The following is a 19,299-nucleotide window of genomic DNA, read 5'->3' as shown; positions in this document are numbered from 1 at the left end:
ACCAGACGCCACTGCAAGCGCGCCGAGCGCTTGAGCAATTTGAGGGCTCCGCGCCCGGCGCGCTTGCCCAAACCGAAACCCATGATTATCAGAATCAAACTCGCAGACTCTCGTTATGAACGAGGGACCACCGGGGGGCAGGTCAATCGGGCTGCTCTGCAGCCATGTCCGTCGAAATTGTTTATATCGGGCCAAGAACGGCATAGAAAGGGCGATGTCTCGCTTACGTCAATGTTAAGTTTTGCTAAGGTTGTGGATGGATAACCGGGGCTCGCTGCCCTTCACTAGATGAGTTCCAGATGAAGTCTGAGCAACTAGGCTGTGTCGAATGCTCAGGCTGTCATCTTTGTAACAGCAGTTGGGGAAATTCGAGCAAAAAACCGGTAGAAGTGGAAGTCTGAAGGCCTGTTTCTGGGGCAACCCGTTGTTGTCTTGGCGAGGCCGTGGCAAGCTCTCGTGGATTTCAGATGATACTTGATGAAGCTCGCACTTCGGTAGTGCGCACGCAAAGTACCGATTGGAGATATGCCTATGGTGGATCAACCGTTGGAGAAACTGAAAAGTGAGACGGCCGAGGTTGTGAGGCGGTGGGCTGACACACCCTACTACGATGCTGCCGAAAAATACGCACAAGGCCAGTGGAACAATCTGATCCAGCCATTCCTCAGTTCGGTTGAGATCGATTATTCGACGACATTGGAATTGGCCGTAGGGCATGGGCGTATGACGGCCATTTTGTTGGAGCACGCGAAGCGCGTAATTGGCGTTGATGTGCTGGAAGAAAACATCGCGTATTGCGCTCTACGCTTCGCCGATGTCGACCATCTCGAGCTCATTCGCAATGACGGTGTGACACTTGACGGTGTCGCGAGCGGGAGTGTGAGCTTCGTCTTTTGCTTTGATTCTATGATCCATTTCGACAGCGATGTTGTACGTGCCTATCTGAAGGAGTTTGCCCGGGTGCTGCGCCCAGGTGGCCATGCATTCTTACATCACTCCAATCTGACACGAAATCCTGGCGGTGACTTTCAGCGCAATGTCCATGCACGAAATTTTATGTCGATACCAATGTTCTCGCATTATGCACAAAAAGAAGGTTTGCAAGTTCTCAAACAGAAAGCGATTGACTGGGGTCCAAAAGATAAGCGGGTTGTCGCCTTGGACGGGCTCGCGTTGTTGCAGGCGCCAGAAGCGTGATGGGGCTGGCCATGTTGGAATTCCCTTATGTTTGGCGCTTGATCGTGCCGCGAGAGGCTATCACAGCTTCATGAAAACCATGTCTAGACGTTCCGCATCACGCGAAACGTTACAATCACCGGGCTAGCGATAGTTTTTCTCTGCGGCCTGCGCCATGAAGCGCTCTCGCCATTCACGGTTGCGTTCATTGCCAAGCTTGATCATTTTTCGTTTGGGGCGTGTAGGGCCTATGTGGGTCGCTACCGCTGCACCCATTTGATCAAGATGACTTAGCATTGAATCCTCGATCACGTCCTCATACTCGAATGAAATCGGTTTTATGCGATGCTGTTCAAAAAAATCTGCCCAAGCTAAATTTTCAAGATTGATTGAGGTGATTTCACGCAAGATCGCTTCGTAGTCATAACGGGTTTTGGCATTGTAGTCGGGGTTAAGTCCTCGCGCTAAATTGCCTGCAAAATGCGCTTCTTCGGGACGGGCGGTCGCATGATTGATCCCGGTCTGTTGAGCCATCAATCGGCTAATAGCTTGTGATACGATGTCACGCCGACGTAGCCACACCCAAGCCGCATGATCAAACTCTTCAGCAATGTTAGCGAAAGAACCGCGGCCCTTTGTGCTAGCCTTAAATGTTGATAAACACGCATCTATATTGAACAATTGATTGGCCATGATCTTGACCGCAAATATTCCGTTGTCACCAGTGCCGCGCCGGTAGACCGAGGCAAGCGCTTCTCGCCAATTTTGCCCTGCTTTCGCTGGAGACCATGGAATAAACCATTCTTCCGGCATGCCGAGGACGCCGGTATTGCGCATGTCTTCCATCACCAACGTGGAACCACAGCGTTGTGTTGCACAGAGAATGATTTTCTTCATCAGGATACTAAGCCTTTTTGTTCTGAGTGACCTGTCGCATTCCTGCCCCTATTTGCCAAGGCCCAGCTTGGGTGATCATGTTGCCTTTCCTCTCTACGAGCGCCTATACCCCTAAGCGATCGGTTTTCGGGATCCTGCCCATGTCTCAGCACCTGCCTCCAGCCCTGATCGTAGCGCATTGTGATCGTGCGGCTGCGCAGACCCTCGATCTTTCGTGTAAGCTTCTGGTCTGGGATGGCGAAGCGCTGTTAGAAGGCAAACCTCTGAAGGCCTGCACTGCGCAAGTTCTAGGCGCTCTCATCTTGTCACAGGAAGGCCAGGAGCAGCTTTCTGGGCTTGGGGAAGCTTGGGTCGCGGCAACCGGGTTGCGAGAGCTTCCGCTCAAAGATCTCGCGGGTCTTTCTCCTTCTGATCAGCCCGAGGCGGCCGCGCGCGCGCTTGCCGCTATGCTGATTCCGGCATTCAGCGCGCTAGCGGCATATAATGCCGATCTTATGGGACAATTGGCAAAATTACGCATTGCACATGAGAGCTTGGCCATCTCTGCACGCAAGCGCGCCCAACAGGTGCTGTCACAATCGGACGGGAAGCGTTGGCTTGCTCAAGCGCATGGCCCATTGTCTTTGGATCCTCAGGCTGCTCACATCCTCCCCCCCGGGACACATCTGACACAGCGCTTGAAGATACATAGTGAGGGTTTGAGTGACATCGCTATCTTTCTGCCTGAAGTACCAGATGAGGGACAGATTGTCGCTAAGCTGCGGTTGGGCGAAAGCGGCAATGTAGTGGGACATTGGCAGATTTCAGAGCGTGATCTGTCACCCGGTTGGTTGCGCTTGTCATTGGTCACAGCATTAGATGAAGATCAACAAACCGCAACGCTGGAAGTGTCTTGGCATGGTCACAGCCCTTTGCGGCTTGGTGCGGGCGTATATCATCCAGATCCGGACCTATGTGCACACATCAATGGTGCCACAGATCAGATCCTGGCACATCGCGTCTGGAGATTTATGGCGGGTTGCACACCATCTTTGCCGGTAGATGGCCATTATGCTGCACCGGTTCCGCAAGGCGCGCGGTTCTATGTCGATCCGTCACATCTAGAGCGCGCTCTTGAAGGAGAGCCGGAAGCTCCATGCTTGAAATTCTATGGAGCGTTGAAGGCCTTGCAGGTGCATCCTCGACCCAATGCCCTGACAGCAGCACGCCTGCCCTCCGCTGTGCCACCTGGCATCACTCAAATCGACGCGACGATTGGAGCGCGGGCACCCTTCTGCCCAATGATTGATTACGCGCTCGCGGCAGTGCCACGCCATCCATTGCACCCGTTGCCGGATCTGCTGGCTGACGCCGCGCGTGCTCACCGTATGTCTGATTGGGTAAGCCGGTCAGGGGATGCGATGGGTGAGGTGACACTCATTTTGCCGGAGCCGTTTGTACAAACCCATGATCTGCTATTGGTGACGCGTGTCCCCCCCGGAAAAACAGCTGCGCATGCTTGGGCAACGTTTCGCGATATCCGGATGGTGGCATGACCGCCCCATCCGATGCTCCACGCTTGGCAATCATCATCCCAGTCTACGGGCACCCGATTCTGGTCACAGAAGCCTTGGAAAGTGCTCTGGCACAGGAGGCGCCATTCGGCATCCACATCGTGGTCATCAATGACGGCTGTCCACAGCCCGAGACACATACCGTACTCACGGCCTATGCCCATGCCTATCCAGACCGTCTGACCTACCTGCGTCAACCCAATGGAGGTTTGAGCGCTGCCCGCAATGCTGGCATTGCCTATGTGCTATCGCACCTTCCGCAGGTCGAAGCTTTGTTTATGCTCGACGCGGATAATCGCTTGCGCCCACGCGCCATGGCCCAAGCCATGGCTGCGCTTCAGGCACATCCTCAGGCGGGTTGGGTTTATCCCAGTATCGATATGTTCGGCATCATGGCCCGGTGCGACTATGGAGGGCCTTATAGTCGACTGATTCATAGCCAGATGAACATCTGTGAAGCTGGCAGCCTCATTCGTCGTGACGTCTTCAAGGCCGGCGTGATGTTCGATGAAACCTTCACATTGGGCTTTGAAGACTGGCATTTTTTCCTGTCTGCGGGTGATGCTGGCTTCCATGGGATAAACCTCGAGAATTTCGGGTTTTTCTACCGCAAACGGCCTGAAAGCATGTTGTCTAATGCTGACAAAAGCCGCGAGTTTCTGCTTGGCCAGATTCGGCAGTCACATCGCGATCTGTACCACCCGGCCTATCAATTGGCGCTGGAGCATCACGAGGCGCCCCGCTACGCGCTTTGGTTGCAAGACACGGCGCAGGTCCGCCTGGTCACCGATCCTGCTCATCCCGGAGAGCAGCTCTCACCAGAGGCTTATATCCGCCTCTACTGGGCCAGCAAGACATCGCCTATGCAAGTCAGTGTGCCGCCTTACTTGCTGGTCACGACCGAAGCTGTGCTGAAAACTTTAGGTGAGATGGGTCTTTTGCACGGGCTGATATGGCAGTTGGAATGCGCAGCTCCCGAACTGGATGACGTGGCTTTTGCCACAGTCACTGCGCCTGCCCGTGAGACTGATCTGCAGATGATGGAGATGCCTCGCAACATGGCGTCCCGCTTGCGTGACAAAGCGATCATCTGGTTGATTGGGACCAACGCATTGGCGCGGACGGTTGATGGTCAGGATGGGTCCAAAGAGAGCCGCGACGCTTTCTCTGAACCTGCCGTGTGCAGTTTGCGGATGCATATGCCCCCAGCTCTTCCCCATCTTGAGCCCGACTCGATGCTGGAAGCTCTACGCTCAGCGCCTTGGCAGTCTGCTGGACAAGAAAAATGGCGCTGGCGGCAATCTTCCATCGGTTGGCGTGGCCGCGAGCATCAGATCGTCCGCGCGGCAGTTAACCCTCGAACGCAAGCCTGCCCAGTACTGCCGCGGCTGCCTGCAAAAGCAGGCTCTTCGCAGATCGGAGTTCTCCTTCCGGGCGACGACCAAGTGCCTCCAACCTGTATGCCACTACTGAGAGCCTTGCAGCCGAAAAGAGCTTTGGGCGCGCAGCTACACTTAGTTGCGCTTTCTGATAATATCAACATAACGCGCCTCGGCCACGAGCTTGGGGCAGAATCCTTGTTCGATACGATTTCTTTGCTCGGCGCGGCTGGTTTTGAAGGCCAAAACCCCGGCAAGCTACATTTTGATGCGCTGCCCTTACCAGGGGCACCCCCTGCGCTTGATGCCAAGGCCCTAGCACTTTTGTATGGAATGAACGAAATTCATGTGCTGGCCCTCCCTGAGAGCATACCTTCTGCAGCACGCTTGACCGGCACCTTGCGCCGTTGGGGCGTGCAGGTCACGCTTCATGTGCCTGATACAGATTCGGATGCACCCGGTGTTGCTCTAATTAGCGCATATGAACACGCATTTCATAGAATCTATACGTCTAATTCCGAGCTGCGCATGGCTTTGCTGCTACAAGGCATACCGCGCAGCAAATTAACCAACGCTATGCTGTCTGAAGGGCTCTCAGGCGCGATGAGATGATATCTTGGGGCCAGAAACCCTGATATTCACGCGCCGCATGCAATCCAGAGACACGGTCTGTGGTATTCTTGCAGCAACTTTTTCCTACAGGCTCGTTCCCCATGCCTAAGCCAGCAAAGATGCTTGAAGCTAGGGCGCATTTGCAGTTCTTTGTCGGTGTCAGGTGCACATCATCGTGGCAACGAAGAGTACGGAGGATGACATAGCTATTGTGGCGCAAGTTTACCATGGTGTTCATTCGTCCAAACAATTATGATGCGCTGGTATACATCGTTGACACCGCAACAACCGCACTGTTAATTGCGTAGGCAAGCCGATGTCATAGGCGGCACTTCGCAGGACACGCAAAGACTCTCAAGCAGGAGACAGTACAAATGGCCAATATTACAATCACAAAAGCTACCGACACGATTGTCGGCACCAGCAGCGACGATCTGTTCATTTATGACGGTGGCGACAATGGCCCAACCGCCAATCCGTTTCCGAGCAGCCTAAGCATCGACGGTGGCGACGGCATTGATGTCGTTGACTTCGTATCGGCTGATGAAGGTGCCTTGCTGACCGATGCACTCAGTGCAAAGTATGATTCCAACACGGGCATTGCTACTTTTGCTGGTGGCAACGAATTTACCGACGTTGAGCAGATCATTTTCGAAAATGGCACTCTCGATCTGAGCGATCCCGCAGCGATTGCCGGCCAAGAGTTTCTCGGCTCGCCATCTGTTGGCACTTTGGCCGCTGGTGATACGACCGTTACCTTCGGCCAAGTCGAAGATATTTTTGTAACTGTGGAAGGTGAAGACGAGGGCGTGTTCGAGGTCGATCTTCTCGACAGCGACGGCAAATCTGCTTGGGACTATACCTCCGTCAACGGTGCTTCGCTCGCAAGCGGTGGTGTCCAGTTGGAGCAAGGGACATTCTCCGTTAATGGCGATGGCGACCTCGTGTTCTTGGTGAACAACAGCTATCGCGACGGCCTTGCTGGCGGTACCAGCCAAACCTTCACGGTCGAGGTCGGCCTCGAAGACTCTGAGGACGATGAAAACACCACGACGGCCACCTACACGGTGACCATCGAAGCGCCCGAGTTCACGGATAATGCTGACAGTCAAGGGAAGTATGATGCTTCTCTGGCTGCTGATGAGGTCGTGGATACAACTTTCGTTGCCGACCACGTTACCGATGCGCTTGGTGGCAACGATTTTGTTTCTGGCTCTGCCGGTACGGATCTGATTTTCGGCAATGACGGCAATGACGCTATCTTTGCCGGGCCTGATGATGAAAGCGGCGACATTTTTGCAGGTGGTGCTGGTGACGACACGATTGGCGGTGGCGCTGGCAATGACGTACTGCTTGGTGACTCCGCGTATGATGTTGGCGGCACCGACGACATGGGTGCTGAAGGTGACGACGGCAATGACCTCATGTTCGGTGGCGCGGGTGATGACCAGATCATCACAGGATCTATCACTGGCGGTACCGCAAGCGGTACGATTAATGGTGGTGGCGTCGATGAAGACACTGGTTTGTCGATAACTGGCTTTACCGTTGAAGGCGAAGGTAACGATACGGTCTGGGCTGGCGAAGGTAATGATTTCGTCCTAGGCGATGACGGCGACGACGTTATTGGCGGCGGTGCGGGAGTTGACGCACTTTATGCTGGCGGCGGTAATGATACCGTCTATGGCGGCGATGATGATGATCGTGATTCTGGCGCTGGTATCTTCGGCGAAGCTGGTGACGACTTGCTCTTTGGTGGTGCCGGCGATGACCTAGTCAGTGGTGGTACCGGTAACGACGAGATGTACGGCGGCGCAGACGATGACGAGATGCATGGTGACGCTGGCGCTGACACCATGTATGGTGGTGCTGGTGATGACGCCATGTACGCAGGTATCGGCGATGACGTACTTCGCGGTGGTGCTGGTGATGACGAGCTTGACGGTGACGACGGCAACGACCTCATCGATGGTGGTGCCGGCAATGATTCGCTTATCGGTAACGATGGCGCTGATGTCTTTGTTTTCGAAGCTGGTGATGGCGACGACACGATCCTTGACTTCGACCAAGGCGAAGGCGATCAGATCGACTTGAGCGCTCTCGATCTAACGTTTGAAGACATCAGTGCTGCCGCATATCAGGTCGGCGGCGACACTTTCATCGATTATGATGGTGGCACGATCCAGATCGATAATTTTAATGTGACCGACCTGACAGCAAGTGACTTCATCCTCTAAGAGAGGAACAAACACAGTGTACTAAAAGGGGCCCGAATGGGCCCCTTTTTCATAAAGACATAGTAGCGTTACCTAGGGTTTTTCCATAAACCCAATTTGCAGAAGGCGTTAAAGGGCTTGATATGACTGACTGGACTGATGGCTACCGTACCGATATCGCTTACACTTATCAGTATTTCCCAGATCTTAACCCTGCCCGAATATCGTTAGCTTTGGCTGCGGCCGGACTGGTGCCACCAAAGATTAAGACCGCTTGTGAAATTGGGTTTGGCCATGGTGTCAGTGTCAATGTTCACGCTGCCGCTTCCGATGTGAAATGGTGGGGTACTGACTTTAATCCTGTGCAGGCTGCGTTTGCGCAGAATATTTCTAAATCATGTGCTTTAAACTCTACACTATATGATGAAGCCTTTGCCGACTTTGCCTTACGTGATGACTTGCCAGAGTTTGACTATATCTGTCTCCATGGAATTTGGAGTTGGATATCAGAGAAAAATCGGGCGATTATCGTGGACTTTATTCGCCGTAAATTAGCGGTCGGTGGCGTTCTTTATGTCAGTTACAACACAAACCCGGGATGGGCGGGATTTCGACCCATGCGCGATCTTCTCGCAAAGTATCTCACAGAACAGAGTTCTACAAAGAGTCCCATAGCTGATCGTATTGAGGGAGCACTCGATTTCGCAGACCGGTTTCTTGCAACAAACCCAACTTATTTACGCAATAACCCGCAAGTTAAGCAGCGTATTGCACAGATGCGCTCTCAAAATCGTACATATCTTGCTCATGAATTTTTCAATGAACACTGGGAGCCTATGAGCTTCGCTGATATATCAAGCTGGCTTCAGCCAGCAAAAATCCAGTGGGCTTGCTCTGCTGACATGACGGAAGCTTTTGATCCATTACACCTTACAAAAGATCAACAAGAGCTTTTGAGATCAATACCAGATCTCACGTTTCAGCAAAATCTTCGGGACTTTATGGTTAATAAAAGCTTCCGCAAAGATTTATGGATCAAAGGGATTCAAAAAATTAATCCAGTCGAACGTGTAGAGATACTTCGTGAGAAGAAGATTATACTTACGCGTCAGAAAAAAGATATTAAATATGAGGTTTCTACAAATCTTGGAAAGCTAACGCTCAAAGATGCGATCTATACACCAATTATAGATGCGTTGGCAGATTATAAGCCTAAAACTATCGGTGACCTCGAAAAGCTCTTTAGCAAGGATAAAGTTAACTTCGGCCAGATCACTCAGGCGGTGATGGTATTGGTAGGGACTGGAAACGCCGCACCTGTTCAGGATAATTGGTCAGAGGAAGCCCTAAAGAAAGGTTGTACCGATTTGAATAACCATATCTGTTCAAAAGCGCGTGGAAGTTCTGATTTAGTGAACTTGGCCAGCCCGGTTACGGGAGGAGGTGTATTCGTTTCACGTATTGAACAGATTTTTCTTCTGGCAAAACATCAAGATCATGAAGAACCTAGAGACTGGGCCAAATTTGCGCTGAAGTTGCTCTCAGAGCAAGGCGTCACTATGCGATCGGGTGATCGCCTACTTCAAAATGACGGTGAACGCATTGCCCATCTAACCGAAATGGCGAATGCATTTTTGAAGCAACGTATCCCGCTTCTGCGTGCCTTGGGGATTGCATGACACAAAGCGATCGCCCCTTCAGTTTACAGAAAACAGTGTTTATCGTCACCTATGGGCGCTCTGGCTCCACCTTGGTGCAGAACATGCTCAATGCTATGCCCGGCGCCTGTATTCGCGGCGAAAACGAAAACTTGCTCGCCCCTTTTGCTCGGGCCTGGGACATGCTGCGCTCCTCCGAACAGGTGGCGAAGTTGCGCGACGCAAACCGCACCACTGGATCCTCTGATCCATGGTTCGGCTTTGAGGCGGTCACGCCCGAGCATTTTGGGGCCCATATGGCACGGGCCTTCACGGAAACGGTGCTGCGCCCTGCCCCCGACACGCGTATTGCGGGCTTTAAGGAGATCCGTTGGGCAAATGATCCGCTGCTTTTCCCGGTGATGCTGGATTTTATACGCGCGTTCTTCCCGCGGCCGCATATCGTGTTCAACCTCCGCGATCATGCAGCGGTTTGCCGGTCCGGTTGGTGGAACACCATGGACCCAAATCGGGTAACCCGGATATTGACCGAAGCAGAAGATCTCTATGCGAGCTATGCCGCGCGTCACCCCGGTGCCACGCTGACCTTGCGTTATGACGACTATATAAAAGGACCTGATATGTGGCGCCCTCTGTTCACCTATCTAGGGGAGCCATTCGACCCGGCTCGGGTCAAACAGGTTCTGTCGCGCAAACTGACACATCTGAAGCCCAAGCAAACCTAGACCAAGCCCGTTAACCGATCGGCATCCTTACCATAGATGCGTATCTTTCTTTTGGAATGAAACCGTGCCAAGCTGAATCTCTGGCTTCAATTTGAGGTTTTTGCAGGTTCGGAGATAAGATGACACCAGAGTTCCATCTGCCAAGGTTCCATCTGACGCGGGCCATAGTCATAGGTTTGTTTTGTAGTGTCGCTCTGATATCCTGTGCCACGGCACAAGAGGAGATAACCGTGACGAACAACCCGATCACGCCTCGCGTGTCAGCGCCCTCACCACAAATGACCCGCCCGAAACCTCGCGATGGAGATATCGCCATCCGCGAGGAATTTGCCTTGGCGATTGTTGAAGGAAAGGCAGCGAATTTAGAGCTTTTTATGCGCCGCCATCCTGGCCACCCTTTGGCTGACATTGCCCGTATTATACTAAACCGTGGTCTTTTTGAGCAATCTGAAGGCCAAAATTAAAGGGTGCTGCCCATGCTTGATACCAGTTTTGCCACCTGCGGATGCCGTCTTTGTGCAAGCGGCGCAAGCTCAACATTTGAACTGACGCAGGCCAGCCCTACAGCAGGCACCACTTACAGCGACTATGTCGGCGCGCTCACGACCGATTTTCAATGGACAACCCAAACTATTTTTTATGCCTTCCCCGACAGTGCTGCGGACTACACTTCGGGGACAAATTTTGGGTTCGGATCAACCTATGGACTTGATAATGAGGCTGATTATTTCGAAGCTTTGCCAACAGATCTATGGGCTGCGGCTGATTTTGCGCTGAGCGCAACTTGGGGAGGCGACGCGCAGGCTCAGTTTTCTGTCTCTGGATTTACAAACCTAAATGTCGAATGGACGACGGACCATTCCGACGCAACCCAAATCCGGATTGCCCAAAGCAGTACACCAGGAGGTGGTGATGCCGGAGCCTGGGCTTACTTTCCCGGCAACTACTCTGAAGCTGGTGATGTCTGGTTCCTATCTGAGCTAGTAGATTTCTCAGCGGGCAGCTGGGAATGGTCAACCATGATCCACGAATTGGGCCATGCACTGGGGCTGAAACATCCGCATGACGAGCCCCCGATCATGCCGCTCGATATGGACGGGATGGAATATACGATCATGTCCTATCGTGCTGTCACCGGCGGAAATCTTGCGCTGACGGCGGAAACCTTTGGATATGCGCAGACCTGGATGATGTTGGATATTGCCGCGCTGCAGGCAATGTACGGGGCAGATTTTACGCCCAATCAGGGCGAGGTCGTCTATTCATGGAGACCTGATTCTGGCAACACCTATGTGAATGGTGAAATTGCCATTGAACCCGGCGCAAACCGGATCTTTGCAACGATCTGGGACGGTGGAGGCAATGTAACCTATAATCTCAGCGCCTACTCAACTGGCGTGCGGATCGATATGCGGCCAGGTGAGAGTTCTACCTTTAGCCAAGAACAACTCGCTTTCTTGGGAGAGGGGACCTATGCAAGCGGCAATATCTATAACGGGCTGCTTTATGATGACGACCCGCGCTCACTAATCCACAAAGTCGTCGGAGGATCCGGCAACGACACAATCACCAGCAATGATGCGTCAAATGTTATTCTGCCGGGTGCTGGTAGCGATCATGTCACGCTCTTGGGGGGCAACAACCAAGTTTGGGCTGGCCGCAACGACATGGGCAATGACACGATCAGAATCTCCGGCGATGGGAACAATACAATCGCTGGGGGTGCGGGGAACGACTCTCTCCATGTCTCTGCTGGCAGTGATGGCAACAATACGGTTTTCGGCGGATCCGGGAATGACCTGATTGATCTGAGCGGTGATGGTCAGGCCACAGCTTGGGCCGGGACGGGCGATGACTCGATCCTGGTTTATGGTGATGGCGACAATGTCACAGGCGGTGGCAATGGGGATGATTCCATCGAGATTGTTACCAATGGTGGGGGGACAAAGACGGTCTATGGTGGGCGCGGAAGCGACACCATTGAAGTCAACAATAACGGGCATACCAGTATTTTCGGCGGAGGAGTGAACCCGGACGGCACGCCAACCAGTAATCTCATTTTACTCCAAGGCCGTGGAACAAGCGAAGTGTTCAACGGTGCCGGCAATGATGAGGTCCGAGTTACCGCAGCGGCCACTGGTGACAATACGCTCTGGGGCGGCGCTGGCGATGATACCTTCGTTTTCCAAACATCCGCGTCCAGTGGCACGATCATCTTCACCGAAGGCAATGGGCATGACACGGTGCGCGGCCTTGATTTCGATGCGGCGCAATACATCGACTTGTCTGACGCGGGATTCAGCAATTCTGGCGAAGTTTTGGGCGCGATGAGCCAACAGGGCAGTGATGTCGTGTTGTCTGTCGCCCCGGGGCAGACTGTCGTCTTCGCAGATATGACGTTGTCAGAATTCCAACAGGCGGCCGCGTCAGACTGGTTGATCCTTTAAGTTTCGAAAAGGACGACACAATATCGCTCGGACAGAAGCTCAAGTGCTTTGCGCTATGGCCGGGCACTACCCTGTTGTGGAAAGCGGTTTCCACTGATGTTGGAATTGCAGTATAGGCGGATCCAATTCCGGCCGTACGAGACAACATCATGCGATCGCTTATTGAGAAATACCGATCTCACCAAGCCGACATGCGCTTGTTGCAAGCTGCGTTCGATGCGGATTTCTACCGCACCCAACCAGGGGCTCCAAACAGAACATCTGCTCGGTCCTTGCTGCGTCATTACTTGCGTGAGGGCTGGCGCCAAGGGTTGGACCCCAACCCAGATTTCTCGACGCTGGCCTATCTCGGGGCCTATACAGATGTCAGCAATGCAGGTGTAAATCCTTTTGTCCACTACATCCGCTATGGCCGAGCGGAAGGACGAAGCCCCAAACCTGTACACTCAAATGCATCTGCCCTCGCCACCCTGCGAGAGCATTTTGACGAGGCGTTTTACCGCGAGCAGGCGCCACAGCTGCAAAAAGCCACCTTGGAGCAGCTGGTGCTGGATTATCATACAGCCGGCTGGCGCAAGGGGCGGGATCCAGTACGATGGTTTTCAACAAACGCTTATCTCAAGACTCATCATGACGTACGGACGCGGGGTATTGACCCGTTTCTGCACTACCTGACCGAGGGTCGACTGGCTGGTAGGAAAACACACCCGGCCGCGCCGCGTGCCTGGGGCGACCTATCGCAGACACAGATCAATCAACTGCACCAATTTTTCGACATTGAAACCTACTGCGCCCAATTGAACGCAGAAGAAGCCGGTGACGTAGGGCTGGCCAGTCCCATTGATGAGGCGCTGGCTCACTATATCACCAAAGGCTGGAAAGAGGGCTATGATCCTGGCCCTGGGTTTTCGACGCGCGATTACCTCAATGCCTATTCTGACACGCATGGGGTTTGCCCTCTGGTGCATTTCTTGCTGCACCCGCATCTTACGCCGCGGCGCCCACGGGCTGAGGCCCCGCTATGGTTGGGCTATGTGCCGGACTGTCACCCGCTGCCGCAATACACTTTTCCTCTCCCCTCTGACGATGCCTCGACACCACGACCCTCAACGCCTCGTATCACAACAGGGCAAACGCTTGATTTGCACTGGGTCGTCCCCGACTTTGCGAGAGGCGGCGGGGGTCATATGACCATTTTTCGGATGATCCGGCATCTCGAAGGGTTCGGGCATCGCTGTACAATCTGGATTGACCGCCCAATCCATCACAGCACCGCGCAAGATGCTTACGACGACATTATTCGCTATTTTCAATGCGTGGCCGCTGAAGTCCGCTTCTTGGAAGATGGTTTTGAGCAAGCCAGCGGAGATGCGATTATCGCAACAGGCTGGGCTACGGCCTATCATGTGCAAGCCGCACGCGGCTTTGCGCGCCGGTTCTACTTTGTGCAGGATTATGAACCTTTCTTCTACCCAACCGGAACCGAACGCTATCTGGCCGAACAAACCTATACGTTCGACCTAGCGTGTATCTGCGCCAGCCCGTGGCTAGAGACCAAACTGCGCACGGAATACAAGCTTTGGACGCGGGGATTTCATCTGGCTTATGACCCTGCAGTCTACCATATCCGGCGTAATAGCTCCGACTTTGTACTGCGCTTAACTGAAGCAAGTCCGCGCCACAAAATCGCTGTTTATGCCCGCGAACAGACACAGCGTCGCTATGTACATTTGGCGGTGATGGCGCTGACAGAACTGGGCCGTCTACGCGACGACATTGAAGTCCATTTTTTTGGGCAAAAGGATCTATCGTTTCAAAATTGCAATTTCCGCGCCTTCAATCATGGCGTTCTCTCCGAAGCCGACCTCGCGCAGCTTTATAATGAATGCGATCTGGCGCTGTGTTTCTCCGGAACGAATTACTCTTTGGTGCCGCAAGAAATGATGGCCTGCGGTCTGCCCCTCATAGAGTTGGATGGTGAGAGTACACGGGCAATCTTCCCCGAAGATGTAGTTGCGCTTGCAGGGCCTGACCCGCGCGATATTGCTGCGCGCATAGCTGCTCTGCTGGATTCTCCAGAAGAGCGCGCTTCCCAAGTGAAGGCAGCTCATTCTTGGGTAAAACAATTCAGTTGGGAAGATAGCGCCCGCGTTATTGAGGATGCGCTTTATGAAGGGCTTGGGGCCGAACAAGATCAAACCCTAGAAACTCCGGAAGTTGTGCGCCCGCGCGATCTGGTGATGGATGTAGTCATCCCTACCTGGAACGGCATGGGAGAAATCGAACATGTGATTGATGCACTACGTCATCAGACATATGCCAAGGCACTTCAGATACATTGCATAGATTCGAGTTCGACGGATGGGACGACAGACTGGCTGCGCGCGCAATCAGACATCGCACTTACCGTCATTCCGCAATCAGAGTTTCAGCATGGACGTACACGCAATTTAGGCGCAAGCCTTGGGAACGCGCCGCTGATCGGTTTCTTGACACAAGATGCTATCCCGGCGGGCAGCAACTGGGCCGATGATCTCCTGCGTATGATGCGGCACTATCCTGAAGCTGCCGGTGTTTTTGGGCGGCATATTCCCTATCCACATCACTGCCTTTATGTGCGTCAGGAGATCGACCGCCATTTCGCCAATCTTGCGCAAAGACCGTTAGCCGTGTCACGGGCAACTGACCCCGCACGCTGGGAGAGTGGTGACACAAGTTGGCGACAATTCCTGCATTTTTATTCCGATAATAATTCTGCCATGCGCCGCAGCGTTTGGCGGGAAATTCCTTACCCTGAAATCGATTATGGTGAGGATCAGGTCTGGGCGCGCGATGTTATCGAAGCTGGCCATACCAAACTCTATGCTCCGACGGCGACGGTTTGGCATTCTCATGATTACTCCCCCGAAGAAAGCTATGCCCGAGCCCTTATTGAAGGGGATTTCTTCTATACCCAATTTGGGTACCAGCTGGGCCCAGAGACCGATGCCGCATTACAAACACAGTTGGACCATGCGGCCCAAAACTTGGCCTCCTGGGGACGCCACCACCGTCAAGCGCCAGCCGAGATCGACCGCCAACACGCAATCTTGCATCAAAAACTGCTTGGTTGGCGTGACGGACGGCGCCAGGCTATGGCACGTTTGCTCTGAATGTGACACGAGATCACCAGACATAGCCATGTGAGACCACTCTGCGCCCTAGCTTTGAATGTGGTTCATACTGGACGACCGAGAGGATCGGATACGATGATACCCAATGACCGGAAAGGCCGCCAGGAATTATGGGCCGCTCTTCGTGACAGCCACGGGCTGTTCTGGGCGACAGGCTTGTTCAGTGTCTTCGTGAACCTGCTGCTGTTGGCCGGCCCGCTTTACATGTTGCAACTCTATGATCGAGTGCTGGGTAGCCGCTCTGAAGCCACCCTGATTGCACTGACTGGGCTGGTGGCATTTTTATACATCATGATGGGTATTCTCGATTTTACCCGCGGCCAATTGATGAGCCGTGTCAGCGCTCGGTTCGAAGCTCGGCTGGCACGACGGGTGTTCGAAGCATCCATGCAGCGCGCTGCAATCGCCCCCGGCGTATCCGCGGAATCTGGTCCACGCGACATGGACGCTGTGCAACGGCTTATAACCTCGCCAGTGTTGATGGCGCTTCTTGATATGCCATGGACCCCCGTCTTCCTGATAGGGATTACGCTGTTTCACCCTTGGCTAGGCATATTTGCGGTCAGCGGTGGCGCGATTCTGATCGGAGTTGCCCTGCTCAACCAAAAACTGACCCGTAACGCGGTCCAGGAATCCAGCCAAGCAGCAGCCAAAGCAAATAACATCGCCGTTCATATCCGTGCTGATGCCGAACAGGTGCAAAGCTGCGGTATGCTTGATACGTCTTTTGAACGTTGGCAAGCAGCACGACGCGACGCTGCGCTTCAAACACTTTCTTATAACGATCGCGGCGGCGTGTTCAGCGCCTTCACAAAATCGTTCCGACTATTTCTACAATCGGCCATGTTGGGACTGGGCGCCTATCTCGTCTTGCAAAATCAGCTAACTGCAGGAGCTATGATTGCCGGGTCCATCCTGCTCGGTCGCGCGCTGGCACCGGTTGAAATGGCCATTGGGCAATGGCTTGTCGTACAACAGGGTCGCCAAGGCTGGGATCGCTTAGCTCAATTACTAGCGGTTATCCCATCTCCTGCAAAACCTACCGAATTGCCGCGTCCGGCAGCAAAGCTGACGGTGGAACAGATAACAGTCATGCCACCGGGCACAAAGCAAGCGACTTTGCGCATGGTCAGTTTTGGAATAACACCAGGTCAAGCTCTCGGCGTAATCGGCCCATCGGGCGCAGGTAAATCTACGCTGGCGCGCGCCTTAACCGGTGTCTGGCCTCCTGCTGCTGGAAAAGTGCGGTTGGACGGTGCAGCACTAGAACAATATGGCCGTGAAGCACTGGCGCGCCATATCGGCTACCTACCCCAGAAAGTACAACTATTCGAGGGCACGGTTGCCGAGAATATAGCACGCTTGGCCTTGTCACCGGATGCGAAAAAAGTCGTCACCGCCGCTCAACGTGCTGGTGCTCATGATATGATTGTAAAACTGCCCCAAGGCTACGACACGCCAGTCGATAGCTCAGGGGGCGGATTGTCTGGTGGGCAGATACAACGCATCGGGCTGGCGCGCGCACTCTATGATGATCCAGTAATCCTTGTCTTAGACGAGCCGAATGCCAACTTGGACAATGAAGGAACAAAAGCGCTGAATGCGACCATCCGCTCTATGAAAGCAGAGGGCAAAGCCCTGCTACTGATGGCGCACCGTCCTTCCGCTTTACAAGAGTGCGACCTGCTGCTGATGCTTGAAAATGGTACGCGTAAAGCGTTTGGGCCGCGTGATGAAGTGCTGCGCGCTGTCACAACGAACCATCAACAAATTAAGGCCGCCCAGACTCCCGGAGGGGTACAATGAACTCAGGAACTGGAAAGGACAGCTTCAACATCTCCGGCCGGAGACAGATGTTGTTCGGCTTGGTCACGCTCGCAGTGCTTTTGGGCGGGTTTGGGTTATGGGCGGCAACCACAAACATCTCTGGCGCAATTGTGGCCTCAGGCCAGCTGGAGGTGCAGCAAAATCAGCAGGTGGTACAACATATCGATGGTGGCATAGTTGCGGAGCTCCTTGTCAAGGAAGGCGATCTTGTATCCCAAGATGATCTCTTGCTGCAGCTAGATGACACACAGCTACGCTCACGACTAACTATCATTGAAGGCCAGCTGTTCGAGTTAATGGCACGGCGTGGGCGCCTGGAAGCCGAACAAGAGGGGCTGAGCGTCGCGAGCTTTGACCCGTTGTTGCAAGAAGCGAGCGAACGCAACCCTGATATAGCCGCGCGCATGGCTGGACAAAGCCGGCTCTTGGCAGCCCGTCTGGCGTCAATGGAACAAGAAATCGCTCAGTTGGGGGAGCGTAAAGAACAGATCACCAGTCAGATAACCGGTATCATAGCGCAAGAGACGGCCTTGGGCCGTCAATTGGACTTGATCATCCAGGAACTGGAAGACCAGCAATCTCTTCTGGATAGAGGCCTGACTCAGGCATCACGTGTCTTGGCGCTACAGCGCGAGCAAGCGCGGCTACAAGGCCAATTAGGTGATCTCGAAGCCCGACGTGCTTCTGCGGCAGGCCAGATCGTCGAGATTGACCTCCAAATTACACGCATCAAGTCACGCCGGGTCGAGGATGCCACAACGCAATTGCGTGACCTGCAGTTTCGCGAGTTTGAATTAATCGAGGAACGCGCATCGCTGCTAGAACAACTCGACCGGCTCGACATACGGGCACCTGTTGCGGGTACTGTACATAATATGCAGGTGTTCGCGAGTAGTACCGTCATCCGCCCGGCCGAGCCAATTCTTTACATCATCCCACGTGATCGCCCGCTTGTGGTCAATGCGCGCATTGCCCCTATTCACATTGATGAAGTGTTTCCTGGCCAAGAAGCGGTGATGCATTTCACCACCTTCAGTCAGCGCACTACACCACAGCTAGAAGGGCATGTAACCCGGGTCTCGGGTGATAGCTTTATCGACGAGCGCACAGGGGCAAGCTATTTTCGGGCAGAACTACAGCTTGACGAAGGTCAGTTGGATAAGCTTCCTGAAGGTGCAGTCTTGCTGCCTGGTATGCCAGTGGACAGCTTTATCCGCACGACGGACCGCACTCCCTTAGAGTACCTGGTGAAACCTATGATGGATTATTTCAGCCGAGCGTTCCGGGAGAGCTGAAAAGAATTACATCAGAAGTTCTGGCGCGGTCCGCTCGAAAAACTCTGCCTCGTCTTCTGTCAGAATCTCGCGCCAACTACCGCTTTTGCCAGATGTATAGAATGAATTATCATCACGTTGGCCAGGTGCACGCCCACCACTCAAACGACGAAAATCACAAGCATCGATTGCCTGGGTAAGGATGTCAGGGTCTTCGTTCAATCCAAGATGAGCGCAGATCCGTTTGTACTGTGCGAAGTAAGCATCCGCCGAGGCTTTCAATTACCCACAAGTTTGGCTGCGTCGCGTCGCCCGTGCAGCTTCGAAGCCGATGACAATATCGGCGAGGCGAGAGAAGCCGC

At 53.6% G+C, this 19,299-nt stretch carries 12 protein-coding genes; 11 read left to right on the top strand and 1 reads right to left on the bottom strand.

Annotation, left to right across the window (positions count from 1 at the left end):
• Positions 1 to 531: 531 nt before the first annotated feature.
• Positions 532 to 1,197: a class I SAM-dependent methyltransferase gene (locus tag J1C52_RS14550; protein ID WP_227428660.1), complete on the top strand. Its 666-nt coding sequence runs from the start codon at positions 532 to 534 to the stop codon at positions 1,195 to 1,197.
• 123 nt (positions 1,198 to 1,320) lie between these two features.
• On the opposite strand, the gene J1C52_RS14545 is transcribed toward J1C52_RS14550, so the two are convergent.
• Positions 1,321 to 2,073: a Stf0 family sulfotransferase gene (locus tag J1C52_RS14545; protein WP_227428659.1), complete on the bottom strand. Its 753-nt coding sequence runs from the start codon at positions 2,071 to 2,073 to the stop codon at positions 1,321 to 1,323.
• Positions 2,074 to 2,213: 140 nt separating this feature from the next.
• On the opposite strand from J1C52_RS14545, the gene J1C52_RS14540 reads away from it, so the two are divergent.
• From J1C52_RS14540 to J1C52_RS14495, 10 genes are all read left to right on the top strand, one after another.
• Entirely contained in the window at positions 2,214 to 3,608 is a 1,395-nt protein-coding gene (locus J1C52_RS14540; protein ID WP_227428658.1) for a DUF6212 domain-containing protein, read from the top strand.
• Positions 3,605 to 5,617, top strand: coding sequence for a glycosyltransferase family 2 protein (locus J1C52_RS14535; protein WP_227428657.1), 2,013 nt, complete (start codon positions 3,605 to 3,607; stop codon positions 5,615 to 5,617). Before J1C52_RS14540 ends, J1C52_RS14535 begins: the two co-directional genes overlap by 4 nt.
• 374 nt (positions 5,618 to 5,991) lie before the next feature.
• Positions 5,992 to 7,854: a calcium-binding protein gene (locus J1C52_RS14530; protein WP_227428656.1), complete on the top strand. Its 1,863-nt coding sequence runs from the start codon at positions 5,992 to 5,994 to the stop codon at positions 7,852 to 7,854.
• Positions 7,855 to 7,976: 122 nt separating this feature from the next.
• Entirely contained in the window at positions 7,977 to 9,512 is a 1,536-nt protein-coding gene (locus J1C52_RS14525) for a class I SAM-dependent methyltransferase (protein ID WP_227428655.1), read from the top strand.
• Positions 9,509 to 10,216, top strand: a complete 708-nt coding sequence (locus J1C52_RS14520; RefSeq protein WP_227428654.1) for a sulfotransferase — start codon at positions 9,509 to 9,511, stop codon at positions 10,214 to 10,216. Before J1C52_RS14525 ends, J1C52_RS14520 begins: the two co-directional genes overlap by 4 nt.
• A gap of 119 nt (positions 10,217 to 10,335) precedes the next feature.
• A complete protein-coding gene (locus tag J1C52_RS14515) occupies positions 10,336 to 10,680 on the top strand; it encodes a hypothetical protein (protein WP_227428653.1) in 345 nt (114 codons plus the stop codon).
• A 12-nt stretch (positions 10,681 to 10,692) separates the two neighbouring features.
• Positions 10,693 to 12,663, top strand: coding sequence for a M10 family metallopeptidase (locus J1C52_RS14510; RefSeq protein ID WP_227428652.1), 1,971 nt, complete (start codon positions 10,693 to 10,695; stop codon positions 12,661 to 12,663).
• Positions 12,664 to 12,812: 149 nt separating this feature from the next.
• A complete protein-coding gene (locus J1C52_RS14505) occupies positions 12,813 to 15,815 on the top strand; it encodes a glycosyltransferase (RefSeq protein ID WP_227428651.1) in 3,003 nt (1,000 codons plus the stop codon).
• Positions 15,816 to 15,911: 96 nt separating this feature from the next.
• Positions 15,912 to 17,642 (top strand): type I secretion system permease/ATPase, encoded by a 1,731-nt coding sequence (locus tag J1C52_RS14500; protein WP_227428650.1) that lies wholly within the window; start codon positions 15,912 to 15,914, stop codon positions 17,640 to 17,642.
• Positions 17,639 to 18,958, top strand: coding sequence for an HlyD family type I secretion periplasmic adaptor subunit (locus J1C52_RS14495; protein ID WP_227428649.1), 1,320 nt, complete (start codon positions 17,639 to 17,641; stop codon positions 18,956 to 18,958). Before J1C52_RS14500 ends, J1C52_RS14495 begins: the two co-directional genes overlap by 4 nt.
• Positions 18,959 to 19,299: the final 341 nt, after the last annotated feature.

This window comes from Roseibaca sp. Y0-43 (genome assembly GCF_020667835.1).
Classification (GTDB): domain Bacteria; phylum Pseudomonadota; class Alphaproteobacteria; order Rhodobacterales; family Rhodobacteraceae; genus Roseinatronobacter.
The sequence above is the reverse complement of the archived record's forward strand: the minus strand, read 5'-3'. Positions and strand labels throughout refer to the sequence as shown.

What these genes read in the sequence shown, in the direction of transcription:
- J1C52_RS14550 (WP_227428660.1), top strand. Translation starts at nt 532, where the DNA reads ATGGTGGATCAACCGTTGGAGAAACTGAAAAGTGAGACGGCCGAGGTT.
- J1C52_RS14545 (WP_227428659.1), bottom strand. Translation starts at nt 2,073, where the DNA reads ATGAAGAAAATCATTCTCTGTGCAACACAACGCTGTGGTTCCACGTTG.
- J1C52_RS14540 (WP_227428658.1), top strand. Translation starts at nt 2,214, where the DNA reads ATGTCTCAGCACCTGCCTCCAGCCCTGATCGTAGCGCATTGTGATCGT.
- J1C52_RS14535 (WP_227428657.1), top strand. Translation starts at nt 3,605, where the DNA reads ATGACCGCCCCATCCGATGCTCCACGCTTGGCAATCATCATCCCAGTC.
- J1C52_RS14530 (WP_227428656.1), top strand. Translation starts at nt 5,992, where the DNA reads ATGGCCAATATTACAATCACAAAAGCTACCGACACGATTGTCGGCACC.
- J1C52_RS14525 (WP_227428655.1), top strand. Translation starts at nt 7,977, where the DNA reads ATGACTGACTGGACTGATGGCTACCGTACCGATATCGCTTACACTTAT.
- J1C52_RS14520 (WP_227428654.1), top strand. Translation starts at nt 9,509, where the DNA reads ATGACACAAAGCGATCGCCCCTTCAGTTTACAGAAAACAGTGTTTATC.
- J1C52_RS14515 (WP_227428653.1), top strand. Translation starts at nt 10,336, where the DNA reads ATGACACCAGAGTTCCATCTGCCAAGGTTCCATCTGACGCGGGCCATA.
- J1C52_RS14510 (WP_227428652.1), top strand. Translation starts at nt 10,693, where the DNA reads ATGCTTGATACCAGTTTTGCCACCTGCGGATGCCGTCTTTGTGCAAGC.
- J1C52_RS14505 (WP_227428651.1), top strand. Translation starts at nt 12,813, where the DNA reads ATGCGATCGCTTATTGAGAAATACCGATCTCACCAAGCCGACATGCGC.
- J1C52_RS14500 (WP_227428650.1), top strand. Translation starts at nt 15,912, where the DNA reads ATGATACCCAATGACCGGAAAGGCCGCCAGGAATTATGGGCCGCTCTT.
- J1C52_RS14495 (WP_227428649.1), top strand. Translation starts at nt 17,639, where the DNA reads ATGAACTCAGGAACTGGAAAGGACAGCTTCAACATCTCCGGCCGGAGA.